Source organism: Streptomyces sp. NPDC006326 (assembly GCF_040612915.1).
In the GTDB taxonomy this organism is placed as follows: Bacteria; Actinomycetota; Actinomycetes; order Streptomycetales; family Streptomycetaceae; genus Streptomyces.
This window is the reverse complement of the sequence record NZ_JBEXRC010000005.1, coordinates 135,824-150,990: the sequence shown is the minus strand read 5'-3', so window position 1 is coordinate 150,990 and position 15,167 is coordinate 135,824. Positions and strand designations below refer to the sequence as shown.

The 15,167-nt window shown below is 76.2% G+C and carries 13 protein-coding genes; 9 read left to right on the top strand and 4 right to left on the bottom strand.

Going from position 1 to position 15,167, the window contains the following annotated elements; genetic code table 11:
* Positions 1-8 precede the first annotated feature (8 nt).
* The gene (locus ABZ128_RS06220) at positions 9-1,994 is read left to right on the top strand and encodes a prolyl oligopeptidase family serine peptidase (RefSeq protein ID WP_356846328.1); all 1,986 of its coding nucleotides are present in this window, start codon (positions 9-11) and stop codon (positions 1,992-1,994) included.
* A 43-nt stretch (positions 1,995-2,037) separates the two neighbouring features.
* On the opposite strand, the gene ABZ128_RS06215 is transcribed toward ABZ128_RS06220, so the two are convergent.
* Positions 2,038-2,769, bottom strand: coding sequence for a hypothetical protein (locus ABZ128_RS06215; RefSeq protein WP_356846327.1), 732 nt, complete (start codon positions 2,767-2,769; stop codon positions 2,038-2,040).
* Positions 2,770-2,795: 26 nt separating this feature from the next.
* Between ABZ128_RS06215 and ABZ128_RS06210 the strand changes: the two genes are divergently transcribed.
* Positions 2,796-3,377, top strand: coding sequence for a GNAT family protein (locus ABZ128_RS06210; protein WP_356846326.1), 582 nt, complete (start codon positions 2,796-2,798; stop codon positions 3,375-3,377).
* An 89-nt stretch (positions 3,378-3,466) separates the two neighbouring features.
* A complete protein-coding gene (locus tag ABZ128_RS06205; protein WP_356846325.1) occupies positions 3,467-5,434 on the top strand; it encodes a DUF5107 domain-containing protein in 1,968 nt (655 codons plus the stop codon).
* Between the two features lie 16 nt (positions 5,435-5,450).
* Here ABZ128_RS06205 and ABZ128_RS06200 read toward each other — a convergent pair whose 3' ends face one another.
* A complete protein-coding gene (locus ABZ128_RS06200; RefSeq protein WP_356846324.1) occupies positions 5,451-6,269 on the bottom strand; it encodes a methyltransferase domain-containing protein in 819 nt (272 codons plus the stop codon).
* Between the two features lie 202 nt (positions 6,270-6,471).
* On the opposite strand from ABZ128_RS06200, the gene ABZ128_RS06195 reads away from it, so the two are divergent.
* The 3 genes from ABZ128_RS06195 to ABZ128_RS06185 all read left to right on the top strand — a co-directional run bounded on the left by ABZ128_RS06195 (position 6,472) and on the right by ABZ128_RS06185 (position 9,565).
* Positions 6,472-7,044 (top strand): TIGR03086 family metal-binding protein, encoded by a 573-nt coding sequence (locus ABZ128_RS06195; protein ID WP_356846323.1) that lies wholly within the window; start codon positions 6,472-6,474, stop codon positions 7,042-7,044.
* Positions 7,045-7,187: 143 nt separating this feature from the next.
* Positions 7,188-8,423, top strand: a complete 1,236-nt coding sequence (locus tag ABZ128_RS06190; protein ID WP_356846322.1) for an aminotransferase class I/II-fold pyridoxal phosphate-dependent enzyme — start codon at positions 7,188-7,190, stop codon at positions 8,421-8,423.
* A 29-nt stretch (positions 8,424-8,452) separates the two neighbouring features.
* A complete protein-coding gene (locus ABZ128_RS06185) occupies positions 8,453-9,565 on the top strand; it encodes an MBL fold metallo-hydrolase (RefSeq protein WP_356846321.1) in 1,113 nt (370 codons plus the stop codon).
* Positions 9,566-9,570: 5 nt separating this feature from the next.
* On the opposite strand, the gene ABZ128_RS06180 is transcribed toward ABZ128_RS06185, so the two are convergent.
* Together ABZ128_RS06180 and ABZ128_RS06175 are read right to left on the bottom strand one after the other, a co-directional pair.
* Positions 9,571-10,194 (bottom strand): VTT domain-containing protein, encoded by a 624-nt coding sequence (locus ABZ128_RS06180; protein ID WP_356846320.1) that lies wholly within the window; start codon positions 10,192-10,194, stop codon positions 9,571-9,573.
* The gene (locus tag ABZ128_RS06175; protein WP_356846319.1) at positions 10,191-10,985 is read right to left on the bottom strand and encodes an MBL fold metallo-hydrolase; all 795 of its coding nucleotides are present in this window, start codon (positions 10,983-10,985) and stop codon (positions 10,191-10,193) included. The genes ABZ128_RS06180 and ABZ128_RS06175 overlap by 4 nt, the downstream gene beginning before the upstream one ends.
* A gap of 93 nt (positions 10,986-11,078) precedes the next feature.
* Between ABZ128_RS06175 and ABZ128_RS06170 the strand changes: the two genes are divergently transcribed.
* The 3 genes from ABZ128_RS06170 to ABZ128_RS06160 all read left to right on the top strand — a co-directional run bounded on the left by ABZ128_RS06170 (position 11,079) and on the right by ABZ128_RS06160 (position 15,157).
* Positions 11,079-11,483, top strand: coding sequence for a hypothetical protein (locus ABZ128_RS06170; protein WP_356846318.1), 405 nt, complete (start codon positions 11,079-11,081; stop codon positions 11,481-11,483).
* Positions 11,484-11,588: 105 nt separating this feature from the next.
* On the top strand, positions 11,589-13,715 hold the full coding sequence (locus ABZ128_RS06165; RefSeq protein WP_356846317.1) for a phage holin family protein: 2,127 nt from the start codon (positions 11,589-11,591) through the stop codon (positions 13,713-13,715).
* Positions 13,716-13,789: 74 nt separating this feature from the next.
* Positions 13,790-15,157 carry an amino acid permease gene (locus tag ABZ128_RS06160; protein WP_356846316.1) on the top strand — a complete coding sequence of 456 codons (1,368 nt, stop codon included), beginning with the start codon at positions 13,790-13,792 and terminating at the stop codon, positions 15,155-15,157.
* The last annotated feature ends 10 nt before the right edge of the window (positions 15,158-15,167 follow it).

Here is a 15,167-nt window from a genome sequence, read left to right as displayed (position 1 = left end):
AGCCGGTGATGGCGGAGCCGACCGGACCCTACGGCAGCTGGCCCTCGCCCCTCGACGCCGCCCTCGCCGCCTCCCACGACGGCAGGCCCGAGTACGTCGGCACGGTCGGCCCGGAGGTGTGGTGGACCGAGCCCCGGCCGGCCGAGGGGGGCCGCCGCGCGCTGGTGCGCCGCCCCGCGGACGGCGGCCCCCCGGACTGCGTCCTGCCGCCGCCGTGGAACGTCCGCAGCCGGGTCACCGAGTACGGCGGCCGCCCCTGGGCCGGCGTGCAACGGCCGGCGGGCGGCCCGCTGCTGGTGTTCGTCCACTTCGCCGACCAGCGGCTGTACGCGTACGAGCCGGACGCGCCCGCAGGCCCCCCGCCGCGCCCGCTCACCCCCCTCTCCGCGGTCGGCGGCGGCCTGCGCTGGGCCGACCCGGTCCTGCGGGACGGCGAGGTCTGGTGCGTCCTGGAGGAGTTCACCGGCCCGGCGCCGACCGACGTACGGCGCGTCGCGGCCGCCGTACCGCTGGACGGATCGGCGGCCGCGGACCGCTCCCGGGTGCGCGAACTCACCGATGACCGGCACCGGTTCACCACCGGCCCCCGGGTGTCCCCCGACGGCCGGCGGGCCGCCCGGCTGGTGTGGGACCACCCCCGGATGCCGTGGGACGGCACCGAGGTCGAGGTGTCCGGGATCGCGCCCGACGGCACCCTGACCGGGGCCCGTACCGTGCTCGGCGGCCCCGCCGAGTCCGTGGCGCAGGTGGAGTGGGCGGCCGACGGGAGCCTGTTCGCCGTGAGCGACCGCAGCGGCTGGTGGAACCCGTACCGGGTGGACCCCGACACCGGGGACGCCGTCAACCTCTGCCCGCGCGAAGAGGAGTTCGGCGGCCCCCTGTGGAAGCCGGGGCTGAGCTGGCTGGCCCCGCTGTCCGACGGGCTCGTCGCCGTCCTGCACGGCCAGGGCTCCTGCGTGCTCGGGGTCCTCGACCCGGAGAGCGGCGACCTGGTGGACGCCGCCGGGCCGTGGACCGCCTGGCAGCCGGCCCTCGCCGCGTCCGGCACCCGGGTCTACGGGGTCGCCGCCAGCCCGCGCAGCGCCTACGAGGTGGTGGAGCTCGACACCGAGGACGGGCACGCGCGGGTGGTGGGCGCGGCGGGGGCGGACCCGGTGGATCCGGCGTACTACCCCGAACCGCAGAGCCGGACCTTCCTCGGCCCGGGCGGCCGCGAGACCCACGCCCACGTCTACCCGCCGCACCACCCCGGGCGCCGGGCCCCCGCCGACGAACTGCCGCCGTACGTGATCTGGGCGCACGGCGGCCCCACCGACCACGTGCCGCCCGTACTGGACCTGCACATCGCCTACTTCACCTCGCGCGGCATCGGCGTGGCCGAGGTGAACTACGGCGGTTCCAGCGGCTACGGGCGGGCCTACCGGGAGCGGCTGCGCGAGCAGTGGGGCGTCGTCGACGTCGAGGACTGCGCGGCGGTGGCCCGGGCGCTGGCGGCCGAGGGCACCGCCGACCCGGACCGGCTGGCCATCCGGGGGGCCAGCGCGGGCGGCTGGACGGCGGCGGCCTCGCTGGCCGCCACCGACCTGTACGCCTGCGCCGCGCTCATCTACCCCGTGCTGGACCTTCAGGGCTTCGCCCGGGAGACCCACGACCTGGAGTCCCGCTACGTCGACGGGCTGGCCGGGCCGCCCCAGACCCTTCCCGTACGGTGCCGGGAACGCTCCCCGCTGGCCCGCGCCGACCGGATCACCGCACCGTTCCTGCTGCTCCAGGGACTGGACGACCCGGTGTGCCCGCCGGCCCAGGCGGAGCGCTTCCTCGCCGCGATGCGGGGCCGCGCCGTGCCGCACGCGTACCTCGCCTTCGAGGGCGAGGGCCACGGCTTCCGGCGGGCCGACACCATGGTCCGGGCCCTGGAGGCCGAACTCTCGCTGTACGCCCAGGTCTTCGGGATCGAGCGCACGGACGTCCCGCGGCTCAGGCTGGAGGCCTGAGCGATCGGGCGGGGCCCGAGGGGCCAGACGGCGACCCGAGGGCTCAGGCGGTGTCCCGGCGGGAGGAGGTGTGCAGCCAGACCCGCAGCGGGCCGAGGACGGTGAAACCGTGGCGCAGCGCGGTGTCGAGGTCCTCACCCGACTCGTAGCCGACCACGGGAAGGTCCGGCCACAGGTCCGCAATGGCGCTGAGCCCGCCCCGCCAGGCCTCGTCCGCCGGGACGCCCTCGGCGGTGAACACGTTGGACAGCCCCGCGACTCCGGCCGCGACGCTCGCGACGGCACCGGCGACGACCACGCCGTCCGCGGACCCCGCCAGCAGGGCGATGTCCCCGGTCAGCAGGCCGGGGTGGAACAGGCCGGTGCACTCCTCGCCGTCCCACGCGGTCTCCCACGCCTCCAGTTCCGCCACGGTGCGCACGCGCGACCACTCCAGGCCGGGGGCCGCCGGAACCGGGGCGCCGGCCGGGCGGTGGATCCAGTGGGCCTCGAAGAGCACCTCGAAGCCCGCCGGGCCCAGGTCGAGGTCGGCGAAGCTGTCCTTGACCGAGCAGCCGGGGGAGTCGGTGTCCGTCCCGGCCAGCAGGGCTGCGGCCGAGGCGCCGGGGGCGAGGGTCACGGCATCGGGGTAGAGGGGCGGGGTCCGGCGGGCACTGCTCCAGGCGCCGGCGGAGAACGCGCCGCCGCGGCATACCGCGGCGCACCACTCAGCGTTGTTGCGTGCCGCTGCCGGCAGGAGTTCGTCGGCGTTCGGGGTGGTGATCACGCCGGGCATCCTGGCACACCTCTTAACCTGGCCGGATGTCATTTTCCGCGTACCTCTGCGAGGGGCCCCGGGTCGGCCTGCGTCCCTTCCGGCTCGCCGACGGCCCCGAGTTCACCGCCCGCGCCCGCGAGAGCCGGGCGCTCCACCACCCCTGGCTCGCCCCGCCGACGACGCCCGAGGAGTACGAGCCGTACGCGCGGCGGCTGATCGAGGGCGAGGAGGACGGGGCCCGGGCGGGCCACCTGGTGTGCGAGCGGGAGACCGGCGCCATCGGCGGCTTCGTCAACATCAACAACATCGTCCGCGGCGCCTTCCAGTGCGGGGCGCTCGGCTACGGCGCGTTCGCGCACGCCGCCGGGCGCGGGCTGATGCGGGAGGCGCTCGGGCTGGTGGTGGACCACGCCTTCGCCCCCGCCGACGAAGGGGGCCTCGCCCTGCACCGCCTGGAGGCCAACATCCAGCCGGGCAACGCGGCGTCCCTCGCACTGGTGCGCGGGGCGGGCTTCCGGCTGGAGGGCTTCTCCCCGGAGTTCCTGTACGTGGAAGGGGCCTGGCGGGACCACGAGCGCTGGGCCCTGACCGCGGCAACACCGCGCCCGCGGCCGGAGTCCGCGTAGCGCTCCGGCCAGGGCTTTGCGTAATCCTGACCGGTGGTGATCTGCGGAACCCCTGTGCACCGGCCGCCGTGGCGTGTTCCATTTCCTGCATGGCCACCACCGTCCGCCGCGCCGTACTGACCCTGCCCGCAGCCCCCTTGGGGCCCGAGAACCCGCTGCCGGTCCTCCGCGCGCCCGCCGAGGTCCACACCCTGGACGAGCGGTCCCGCGAGGGCCTTCCGCGCGACATGGCACGGCAGATCGGCTACGAGCCGCTCCGGTCGCTGCTGCCCGTGCGGCTCCGGGACGGCTACCAGCGCCGGCGCCAGGAGCGCGACGTCGACGCGATCGTCATCGAGAACGCGCACCTGCGGGTCACCGTCCTGCCCGGGCTCGGCGGCCGGGTGCACTCCCTCGTGCACCTCCCCACCGGACGGGAACTGCTCTACCGCAACCCGGTGTTCCAGCCGGCCAACTTCGCCCTCAACGGCGCCTGGTTCTCCGGCGGCATCGAGTGGAACATCGGCGCCACCGGCCACACCACCCTCTCCTGCGCCCCGCTGCACGCCGCGCTCGTCCCGGCCCCGGACGGGGGCGTGATGGTGCGGCTGTGGGAATGGGAGCGGCTGCGCGACCTGCCCTTCCAGGTGGACCTGTGGCTGCCGCAGGACGCGGAGTTCCTGTACGTGGGCGTCCGCGTGCGCAACCCGCACGAGCGGCCCGCGCCCGTCTACTGGTGGTCCAACACCGCCGTGCCGGAGGACCCCGGTACCCGGGTGCTCGCCCCCGCCGAGGAGGCCTGGCACTTCGGGTACGAGCGCGCCCTGCGCCGGATCCCCGTGCCGCAGTGGGAGGGCGCGGACCGCACGTACCCGCTGGCCAGCACCTATCCGGCCGACTTCTTCTACGAGGTGCCGGCCGGGGCCCGGCCGTGGATCGCCTCCCTGGACGCCGACGGGCGCGGGCTCGTCCAGACCTCCACGGCCCGGCTGCGCGGGCGCAAGCTGTTCGTGTGGGGCGCCGGGCAGGGCGGCCGGCGCTGGCAGGAGTGGCTGACGGAGCCGGGCACCGGCGGCTACGCGGAGATCCAGGCGGGACTGGCCCGCACCCAGCTGGAGCACGTACGGCTGGAGGCCGGGGCGGAGTTCAGCTGGCTGGAGGCGTACGGGCCGCTGGCCGCGGATCCCGCGGCGGTGCACGGGCCGGACTGGGCGGCGGCCCGCGGCGAGGCACTGCGGGCGCTGGACGCCGCGCTGCCGGGCGAGCTGGTCGAGGAGGCGTACAAGGCGTGGCGCGGTGCGGCCGACACCGAACCGGGGGAGCGCCTGGCGGAGGGCTCGGGGTGGGGGTCGCTGGAGGTGCTGTGCGCGGGCCACAAGCTGCCCGGCACCCCCTTCGCGGAAGCCGCCCTCGGCGAGGAGCAGGCCCCCTGGCTGGAGCTGTGGCGCACCGGGGTCTTCCCGGCCCCGCGCCGGGTGGCGCCGCCGGGGCCGAGCCTCGTGGCCCCGCACTGGCGGGACATGCTGGAGACGGCCCCGGCGGAGCCGCTGACCGAGTACCACCTGGGCGTGGCCCAGTGGCACGCGGGCGATGTGGCCCAGGCGGTCCGCAGCTGGGAGCGGGGCCTCGCGCTGGCGCCCTCCCGCTGGCCGCTGCTGCGCTGCCTGGCGGTGGCGGACGCCCTGGCGGGTGACCGGGTGCGGGCGGCCGAGCGTTACGCGGAGGCCTTCGACGACCTGGTGGAGGAGAGCCGGGGCGGTGATCCGTGGACGGCCGCGGAGTCCGCGCTGGGCGGGGAGGCGATGGCGGCCCTGCTGGCGGCGGACCGCCTGCCCGCGGCGCGGTCGGTGTGGGAGCGGCTGCGGCCGGCCCTGCGGGAGCAGGGCCGGTTCCGGCTGCTCGCCGCCCGGCTGCTCGCGGCGGAGGGCCATGTGGGCGCGGCCCGGCGGGTGTTCGAGGACGGCTTCGAACTGCCGGACCTGCGGGAGGGCGACGAGATCCTCTCCGAGGTCTGGTCCCGCCTGACGGACCGCCCCCTCCCGCCGTCCTACGACTTCCGCATGCGCCCGCCCGGCTGACGCACCGCTCCCCGGATCAGGCGCGGCAGAGGATCTCGCCGTTCAGGACCGAGAACCACGCGTCCGGGGCCGCGGCCCAGCGGTGCCAGGACTCCGCGATCGCGGCCAGGTCCGCCGGGGTCGCATGGCCGCCCCCGGTCGCGATCGCCGCGTACGAGGACGCCGTCGTCCGGTCCGCCCACAGACCGGACCACCAGGTGACCTCCTCCGGCTCGGCGAAGCACCAGGCCGTCGCCGAGGAGGCCACATCCGTGAAGCCCGCCGCCCTGGCCCACGCGAGCAGGCGGCGGCCGGCGTCCGGTTCGCCGCCGTTGGCCCGGGCCACCCGCCGGTACAGGCCCAGCCACTCCTCCAGGCCCGGTTCGGCCGGGTACCAGGTCATCCCCGCGTAGTCCGCGTCCCGCGCGGCGACCACCCCGCCCGGCCGGCACACCCGCCGCATCTCGCGCAGTGCCTGCACCGGGTCGCCGACGTGCTGGAGCACCTGGTGGGCGTGGACCACGTCGAAGGAGTCGTCCGGGAAGTCCAGCGCGTGCACGTCCGCGGTGGCGAAGGAGACGGCGCCGTCCACGCCCCGCTCCTTCGCGTACGCCGAGGCCTGCTCCAGCACGTCCCGCGCCGCGTCCACCGCCGTCACGTGTCCGCCCGGGGCGACCAGTTCCGCCAGGTCCGCCGTGATGGTGCCCGGACCGCAGCCCACGTCCAGGACCGACATCCCGGGACGCAGTTCTCCGATCAGGTACGCCGCCGAGTTCGCGGCCGTGCGCCAGCGGTGGGAGCGCAGGACCGACTCGTGGTGGCCGTGCGTGTAGACGGCCTTCTCGTTGGGGCTCATGGACGGATCCTCCTCGTCGAAGCGGTGCGCCCACCGTAAACGATCAGCTCGTTATATGAGATCTGTGTTTTGACATGTGGACAGCAGCCTTGGTGGCACGGGAAAGGCGGCGGGTCGGTGGCAGGTCGGTGGCAGGGCGAAGCAGGGGCGAGGACAGTGGGCTCAAGGAGGCACGACACCCCTGCGGAGGACGGTGAGGCACGTGCCGGACACGCTGGTCGAAACCCATGCCGAGGCGCTGCGGCTCTTCGGCGAGCGCGTGCGCGCCGTCGAGGACGACCAGTGGGGCGCGCCCACCCCCTGCAGCGAGTGGACCGTACGCGACCTGGTCAACCACGTCACAGGCGAGCAGCTGTGGGTCCCGCCGCTGGTCGGCGAGGGCCGCACCGTCGAGGAGGTGGGCGACCGCTTCTCCGGTGACGTGCTCGGCGAGGACCCGGTCGCCTCCTGGGAGCGGGCCGCGGCCGCCGCACAGGCCGCCTTCTCGGCGCCGGGCGCCCTGGACCGCACGGTCGCGCTCTCCTACGGGCCCTCGCGCGGCGCGGCCTACTGCGCGGAGCTGACCGCCGACTGCGTCGTGCACGCCTGGGACCTGTCCCGGGCCATCGGGGTCGGGGAGCGGCTGCCGGACGGGCTGGTCGAGTTCTCCCTCAAGGAGGTCATGCCGTACGCGGACGGGCTCGCGGCGAGCGGCATGTTCGCCGAGCCGCTGGAGGTGCCCGAGGGCGCCGACGCCCAGACGCGGCTGCTGGCCCTGCTGGGCAGACGGGCCTGATCCCGCGCCCGCCCGGGCCGTTCCCCGGCGGCGGGCCGGCGGCGGCGGGCGATAACAGGCGCACCGCCGGGAACAACCGTATAAAGGGCTTGCGGTCGGCCAGCACACGGCGAGCCGGCGACGGACGGGGAAGGGCAGGCGAGGTGTCGGGCACGGAGGGGCTGCAGCGGACGGCGCAGGGCCGCGGTCCGGTCCGATACGGGCCGCTCGCGCCCCAGCCGGGCCTGCCCGTCCTGCCCGAGCTCACCTCCGTGATCGCCGCGGCCGCCGAACGCTCCGCCCCCGAACCCGCGGGCGGCGGGGAGCCCGTACGCGCGGCCGCCTGCCGGCACTGGGAACGGCGCGGCCTCGCCACCGAACCGGAGCACGTGGCCGCCGGACCCGGGGCGCCCGCCCTCCTGCTCGCGCTGCTCGGCGCGTTCGGCGGCGACGTGATGCTGCCCCGGCCCTGCCCCGCCTGGTGGACGCCGCAGGTCCGGCTGCTGGGACGGCGGGCCTACCACGTGCCCACGCCCGCCGAATGCGGAGGCGTACCGGATCCGTACGCCCTGCTGGAGACCGTACGCAGGGTGCGCGCCGAGGGCGGTGACCCGCGGGTCCTGCTGCTCTCGGTCGCCGACGACCCCACCGCGACCGTGCCCCCGCCCGAGCTGCTGCGCGAGGCGTGCGAGGCCGCCGAGTCCGCGGGACTGTTCGTCGTCAGCGACGAGAGCTGGCGCGACACCGTCCACCGGCCGCACGAGACCCTGGTGCTCAGCCCCGCCGAGATGCTCCCCGACGACGCCGCCGTCCTCCTCGACCTGTCCGGCGCCCTGCTGCCGGCCGGCTGGCCCGCCGCCGTGGTCCGCTTCCCCGGCACCCCGCGCGGAACCTGGCTCCAGGCCCGCACCCTCGACATGCTCACCGCGACGGGCGCGATGGTGGCCGGCCCGGTCGCCGGAGCGGCCGCGCACGCCCTCGACGAGCCCGCCGCCGTCTCCGGCCGCGCCCGCGCGGCCGCCGCCCTGCACGGGGCGGTCGCCGCCGCCGCGCACCGTGAGGTCCTGGCCGTCGGCGCGCTCGCCCTGCCCCCGCAGGCGGGCCGCCACCTGTACGCCGACCTGACCCCGCTGCGGGAGGGACTGGCCGGCCAGGGGGTCCGCGACGCGATGGAACTGGAGGACTACCTCGGCGGCAGGCTCGGTGTACCCACGCCCGGCGGCCAGCGGTTCGCCGACGAACTCGGTGCGCTGCGGGTCCGGTTGTCGACCGGGCCGCTGCTGGGAGCCACCCCCGAGGAGCGGCTCGCCGCGCTCACCGCGGCCGATCCCCTCGGCCTGGATCACGTGCGGGGCGCCCTGGACCGCCTCGGATCGGTCCTGGCCGGGCTGGCCTCCTGAAACGACCTGCGGTGAAGGGAGACTTCGCGATGAGCGACCGCACTGACGCCCCGCCGGCCGACCCGCCGGGCGGCCGCGCGGCAGCGGTACGGACCGCCGTCCCCCCGGCCGCGCCGCCGGCACCTGCACCTACTGCACCTGCACCGTCAGCGCCCGCGCCCCCGCCCACCGCACCGCGCCCTCTCGGGGAAATCCGCCGGTGGCCCGCCTCCTTCGCGGACCGGCTCACCACCCCGCTGCCCGGCGTGCGCGCCTTCGCCCGGCTGGCCCGCGAAGGCGCCTTCCGGCCCGGCCCCGAGGGCCTGCGCGGGATCCCCGACCTGCCGTACGCGCCCGGTCCGCTGCCCGCCGTGGCCGCCGGCCGCATCGGCGCGACCTGGGCGGGCCACGCCAGCTGGGTGCTGCGGGTCGGCGGGCTGACCGTACTCACCGACCCGGTCTGGTCCCGGCGGATCCTCGGAACCCCCGCCCGGATGACGCCGGTCGGCGTCCGCTGGGAGGACCTGCCGCCGGTGGACGCGGTGGTGATCAGCCACAACCACTACGACCACCTCGACGCCCCCACCCTCAGGCGGCTGCCCCGGCACACCGCGCTCTTCGTCCCGGCGGGCCTCGCCCGCTGGTGCCGGCGCCGCGGCTTCACCAGGGTCACGGAGCTCGACTGGTGGGAGTCGGCCGAACTGGGCGGCGTGCGCTTCGAGTTCGTACCGGCGCACCACTGGTCGAAGCGCTCCCTGATCGACACCTGCCGGACGCTGTGGGGCGGTTGGGTCCTCACCGACCTCCACGCCGCCGACGGGACGGAGCCGAGGAAGGTCTACTTCGCCGGCGACACCGGGTACGGCCACTGGTTCGGGCAGATCGGCCGGCGGCATCCGGGCATCGACCTGGCGCTGCTGCCGATCGGCGCCTACGCGCCCCGGTGGTGGCTGAGCGATGTCCACGCCGACCCGGAAGAGGCCGTACGCGCCTGCCTGGACGTCGGGGCGCGGCGGATGGCGCCCATGCACTGGGGCACGTTCGTCCTGTCCGCCGAGCCGGTGACGGAGCCGCTGGAGCGGGTGCGGGAGGCCTGGTCCCGCGCCGGGCTCGCCCGCGAGGACCTGTGGGACCTCCCCATCGGCGCCTCCCGCACCTGCTGAGCCGGTCACGGCCGCAGGCGGCGCCACACGGCCGGCCCCGCGCTGACCAGCAGGGCCAGGGCCACCGCCAGGGCCACGCCCTTCCACGGCTCGGAGAACAGCGAGCCTCCGAGGATGCCGATCAGTCCGTACGTCGCCGCCCACGCCAGGCACGCCGGCGCGTCGCCGCGGGCGAAGCGGCGCAGCGGGAGCCGCGCCAGCAGGCAGGCGAGCATCACCGGGACCCGGCCCGCAGGCACCAGCCGCGAGAGCACCAGCACCAGCACCCCGTGCCGCTCCAGCTTCGCCTGCGCCTGCGCGAGCCGCTCCGGGGTGGCCCGGCCGCGCAGCGCCTCCAGCCACCGCGAGCCGCCGCGGGAGCGCACCCCGCGCAGGCCCAGCCAGTACAGCGCCACATCGCCGGTGAACGCGGCCAGCGCGGCCACCCCGAACACGAGCAACACCCCAAGGGGCAGCGGCTGCTGGTGGCAGGCCACCACCGCCGCCGAACTCACCAGCGCACCCGTCGGGATCACCGGCACCAGCGCCCCCAGCGCCACCAGCACGAACAACGCCGGGTAGCCGACCGCCTGCCGGGTGGTCTCCGGCGGCACCTGACCGGCTGCCGCCACCACGGCGTGCCAGGTCACGGCAGCCGTACCCGTTCGCCGTGGTCCGGGACGCGGACCGCCACCTTCGGCGCGAGCTGCTGTGCCCGGCGCTCGAACTCGGCGCCCGGCGCGTGGAATTCGTGCGGCCGCACCGCGTCCATCCCGATCGGCCAGTACGTCCCGTAGTGCACCGGCACCGCGGCGGCCGGCGCCAGCGCGGCCACCGCCCGCGCGGCCCGGCCCGCGTCCAGGTGCCCGGGCCCCAGGCAGGGGCCCCAGCCGCCCACCGGCAGCAGCGCCACGTCCACCGGCCCGACCTCCTGCGCCATCGTGTCGAACCACCCGGTGTCCCCGGCGAAGTACGTGCGCGCAGCCCCCTGCACCACGTACCCGAGGGCCGGCGCGAGCCGGGGCCCGAAGGGCAGCCGCCGCCCGTCGTGCCGCGCCCGCACCGCCCGTACCCGCACGCCCTCCCGGACGCCGACCTCGTCGCCCGGGGCCACCTCCGTCACCACCAGCCCGCGCGCCCCCGCCACCCGGACCAGCCCCGGCACGGCCCGGCGCGCGCCGCGCGGCACCAGCAGCCGGGTCCCGGGCGCCAGCCGCGCCAGCGACGGCAGGTGCAGATGGTCCGCGTGCAGGTGCGACACCAGCACCACGTCCGCCTCCGCGGCCTCCGGCGGGGGCACCGCCCCGCGCCGCCGCCGCAGATGTGCCAGGCGCCGGGCGAACAGCGGGTCCGTCAGCAGCCGGACACCGGAATCCTCGACCGTGCAGGTGGCATGCCCCCACCAGGTGATCTCCACCGGCCCGGCCCTCCTCCCGCTCACGGTCGAGCCTAGATCCTGCCCCGCTCGTACGCCCCGAACCGGAGGGGTCCGCCCCCTCCTCGCGGGCGGCCGATCGGAGTAGGGTCGGGCGGCATGGATGAGCTGCGCGTGGCCGCGATCGCCAGCCTGGCCCCGCTTGAGGATCTGGACGCCGACCCCTTCGCCGTGGACACGCGCAGCCAGCACGCCATGTGCGCGCGCTGGGCCGCCGACCACGGCTACGTGGTGACGAGGGAGCTGCTCTTCTACGGGCTGCGGGCCGACCACTGCGGTATCTGGTGCGACGTCGACTCGGGGCAGATCGACCTGTTCGTCGCCCCCAACCAGCGGGTCCTGGCGCGCGCCCTGCGCTCCGTCGAGGAGTTCACCGCCGAGTGCAGGCGGCGCGGCGTACGGCTGGAGACCGCCGGGCTCGACGAGCCGCGGTACACCTCCGCGATGAAGGCCGAGGTCCACCGGCGGCTGTCCATGCCGACCGCCGGCTACGACGGCACCTGAGCGCCGCCCGCCTCCCGTGCGCCGCCGGACGAGGCGGCGCGGACCGCGTGTGCGGCGCGGGCCCGGGGGCATCTTCCCGGTGGGAAGACACGAGGCGGGTACGGCGTGCGGCGAGGACGGTGGCGGACCACGGGCAGCGCCCTGGCACGGGTGCTGCTCGTCTGGGCGGTGTCCACCCTCACCCTGCTCGCCCTGGCCCTGCTCCTCCCCGACTTCCGGCTGCGCTCCGGCGACGACGACAGCGTCACGCAGATCGGGCTGACCGCGGCCTGGGGGGCGGGGGCCTTCGGGCTGCTGAGCGCCCTCGTGTGGCCGCTGCTGGTGCGGGCCCTGCTGCTGGTGCCCGCCCTGGTGCTCGGCCTGCTGGTCTTCTTCCTCAACGGCTCACTGCTGCTGATCGCGCTCAGCCTGATCCCCTCCGGGCGCGGCGAGGCGGCCCCCGAGACCGCCGTCGTGGTGGCCGCCGTGATGTCCGCCGTCGCATCGGCGACCTCGACGGCGCTCGCGGTGCGCGACGACGAGGCGTACCGGCGCAGGCTCTACCGGCTCGCCGCCCGCCGCCGCGCCCGAGGCGGCCGCGGCGAGCCCGGCGCGGCAACGCCCGGCGTGCTCATGCTCCAGCTCGACGGCGTCGGGTACGAGGCGTTGCGCCACGCCGCGGGCAGCGGCGTGATGCCCACCGTCGCCCGCTGGCTCGACGGCAGCCACCGCCTCACCTCCTGGCGCACCGACTGGTCCAGCCAGACCGGAGCCAGCCAGCTCGGCATCCTGCACGGCTCCGCCTTCGACGTGCCCGCGTTCCGCTGGTACGAGAAGGACACCGGGGAGGTGGTGGTCTGCAACCGGCCGACCAGCGCCGCCGAGCTGCAGCGGCGTGCGATCGCCCGCACCGGCGACGGCGGACTGCTCACCCTGGACGGGGCCGGCCGCGGCAACCTGTTCAGCGGCGGCGCCGACCAGCTGGCGCTGGTGCTGTCGGTGTCGGCGCGGCGGGGCCGGGCGAACCGGTCCCGCGCGGGCTACTTCGCGTACTTCTCCGATCCGGCCAACGCCGTCCGCACCGCGCTGTCCTTCGCCGCGGAGGTGGTGCGGGAGGTCGGGCAGTCGTTGCGGGCCCGGCTGCGCAGGGAGCAGCCGAGGGTGGCGCGGGGCGGGCTGTACCCGCTGATCCGGGCCTTCGCCACGGTGGTCGAGCGGGACGTCGTCGTCGCGGCCGTGATCGGCGACATGCTGGCGGGACGTACGGCGATCTACGCGGACCTGGTCGGCTACGACGAGGTCGCCCACCACTCGGGGCCCCGCGGGCGGGACACCGACCAGGTGCTGGCCCGTATCGACCGCAGCCTCGCGCTCCTGGCCCGGGTCGCCGAGCACGCGCCGCGGGAGTACCGGATCGTGCTGCTGTCGGACCACGGCCAGAGCCCGGGGGAGACCTTCCTCGCCCGGTACGGGCTGACCCTGAAGGACCTGGTCCGGGCGGGCTGCGGCCTCCCGGTCTCCCGCCGGGCGGGCCGCTCGCCCAGCGGCGCCGAGGCCCGTGCCGCCGTTCTCGCCGCACTCCACCGGCCGGTGGAGGAGGGGGAGCAGGCGCATCCGGTGCGGGGGCCGGACCCGGTGGTGCTGGCCTCCGGGAATCTCGGGCTGATCTCCTTCCCGGACCTGCCGGGCCGCGCGACCCGCGAACAGATCGAGCGGGCGCACCCGGCCCTGCTGGCGACCCTGGCCAACCATCCGGGGGTGGGGTTCCTCCTGGTGGACGGGGAGGTGCTGGGGCCGGGCGGGGCGGTGGCCCGGCTGGACGAGCCGGACGCGGCGGAGCTGCTGGCGCCGTTCGGGCCGGGGGCGGTGGAGGCCGTCCGGCGGACCGACGGCTTCCCGCACGTGGCGGACGTCATGGTGAACTCGGCGTACGACCCGCTCACGGGGACGGTGCACGCCTTCGAGGAGCAGATCGGCTCGCACGGGGGTCTGGGCGGGGAGCAGGGGCACGCCTTCCTGATGTGGCCCACGGTGCTGTCGCAGCCCTGGGCGGAGGAGGGCGCCGCGGGAGCCGGGGACGCGCAGGCGGACGGCGCGGAGCTGGTGGGTGCGGAGGCGGTGCACCGGGTGCTGCGGCGCTGGCTGCGGGAGGGCGACGGGCCGCAGGTGCCGCTGCAGGATCCACGGCAGGAAGCCGCATCGAACGGAGCCTTTCCGTCCGCAGCCGTGCCCGTACAGGACGAAAACCGCTGATTTGGCGCGGGTTGGTGCGTGGCCGACGATGTGTCGACCCGTCCAGCATGTGAAACACCCGAGGCGCACCACCCGTGAGCACCACCCTCCACGCCCCCGCCCCCACCACGGCCGACACGACGGCCGGCCCGCACGCCCGGCGTTTCGGCCTCCCCGTCGCGACCTGCCTGGTCATGGGCAACATCATCGGTGGCGGCATCTTCCTGCTGCCCGCCTCGGTCGCGCCGTTCGGCACGATCAGCCTCCTCGCGTTCGGGGTGCTCACCGTCGGGGCGATCGCCCTCGCCCTGGTCTTCGGCCGGCTCGCCGCACACCTCCCGCAGACCGGCGGCCCCTACGTGTACGCCCGCGAGGCGTTCGGCGACTTCGCCGGCTTCCTCGCGGCCTGGAGCTACTGGATCACCACCTGGGTCTCCAACGCGGCCCTCGCGGTCGCCGCCGTCGGCTACCTGGCCGTGCTCTTCCCGGCCGTCGGACAGCACAAGGCGGCGATGTGCCTGGCCGCGCTCACCGTCCAGTGGCTCCCCGCGCTGGCCAACCTGGCCGGCACCCGGTACGTGGGCGCGGTCCAACTGGTCTCCACCGTCCTGAAGTTCGCCCCGCTGCTGCTGGTGGCCGTGGGCGGCCTGTTCTTCTTCGACCCGGCGAACCTCGGCCCCTTCCGGGCGACCGGGCAGAGCCCGGCCGGTGCGGTCTCCGCCTGCGCGGCGATCCTGCTCTTCAGCTACCTCGGCGTGGAGTCGGCCGCCGTCAGTGCGGGGGAGGTCCGCGACCCGGCCCGCAACGTCGGCCGGGCCACCGTCCTCGGCACGGCCGGGGCGGCCCTCGTCTACCTGCTCGGCACCCTCGCCGTCTTCGGCCTGGTCGCCCACGACCGGCTGGTCGCCTCGCAGGCCCCGTTCACCGACGCCGTGAACGCCATGTTCGGCGGCACCTGGGGCGGCACCCTGGTGGCCTGCGCCGCGGTCGTCTCGATGGTCGGCGCGCTCAACGGCTGGACGCTGCTCAGCGCGCAGACCCCGTACGCCGCCGCCAAGGACGGGCTCTTCCCGAAGGTCTTCGAGACGCGCAAGCGGGGCGTCCCCGTCGCCGGCGTGCTCGTCACCGCCGTCCTGGCCTCCGGCCTGACCGTCTACAACTACGCCGTGGGCGCGGACGGCGTCTTCGAGGTCCTCGTCCTGGTCACCACCTTCACGGCGACCGTCCCGTACCTGCTCTCCACCGCCGCGCAGGTCTACTTCCTGCTGTCCGGGCAGTCCGCGCGCGCCGACCGCGGCCGACTGCTGCGCGACGGGGCCCTCGCCGTCCTCGCCTTCGCGTTCTCGATGTGGCTGGTGGCGGGCTCGGGCCATGCGGCCGTCTACCAGGGCGTGCTGTTCCTGTTCGCCGGCGTCCTCGGCTACGCCGCGATGTCCGCGCGCAGGCAGCGCGCTGCCGTCTGACCTGCGGAGT

Excerpts from the sequence above, each read along its gene's own strand:
- ABZ128_RS06220 (WP_356846328.1), top strand. The coding sequence starts at position 9 with ATGGCGGAGCCGACCGGACCCTACGGCAGCTGGCCCTCGCCCCTCGAC.
- ABZ128_RS06215 (WP_356846327.1), bottom strand. The coding sequence starts at position 2,769 with ATGCCCGGCGTGATCACCACCCCGAACGCCGACGAACTCCTGCCGGCA.
- ABZ128_RS06210 (WP_356846326.1), top strand. The coding sequence starts at position 2,796 with ATGTCATTTTCCGCGTACCTCTGCGAGGGGCCCCGGGTCGGCCTGCGT.
- ABZ128_RS06205 (WP_356846325.1), top strand. The coding sequence starts at position 3,467 with ATGGCCACCACCGTCCGCCGCGCCGTACTGACCCTGCCCGCAGCCCCC.
- ABZ128_RS06200 (WP_356846324.1), bottom strand. The coding sequence starts at position 6,269 with ATGAGCCCCAACGAGAAGGCCGTCTACACGCACGGCCACCACGAGTCG.
- ABZ128_RS06185 (WP_356846321.1), top strand. The coding sequence starts at position 8,453 with ATGAGCGACCGCACTGACGCCCCGCCGGCCGACCCGCCGGGCGGCCGC.
- ABZ128_RS06170 (WP_356846318.1), top strand. The coding sequence starts at position 11,079 with ATGGATGAGCTGCGCGTGGCCGCGATCGCCAGCCTGGCCCCGCTTGAG.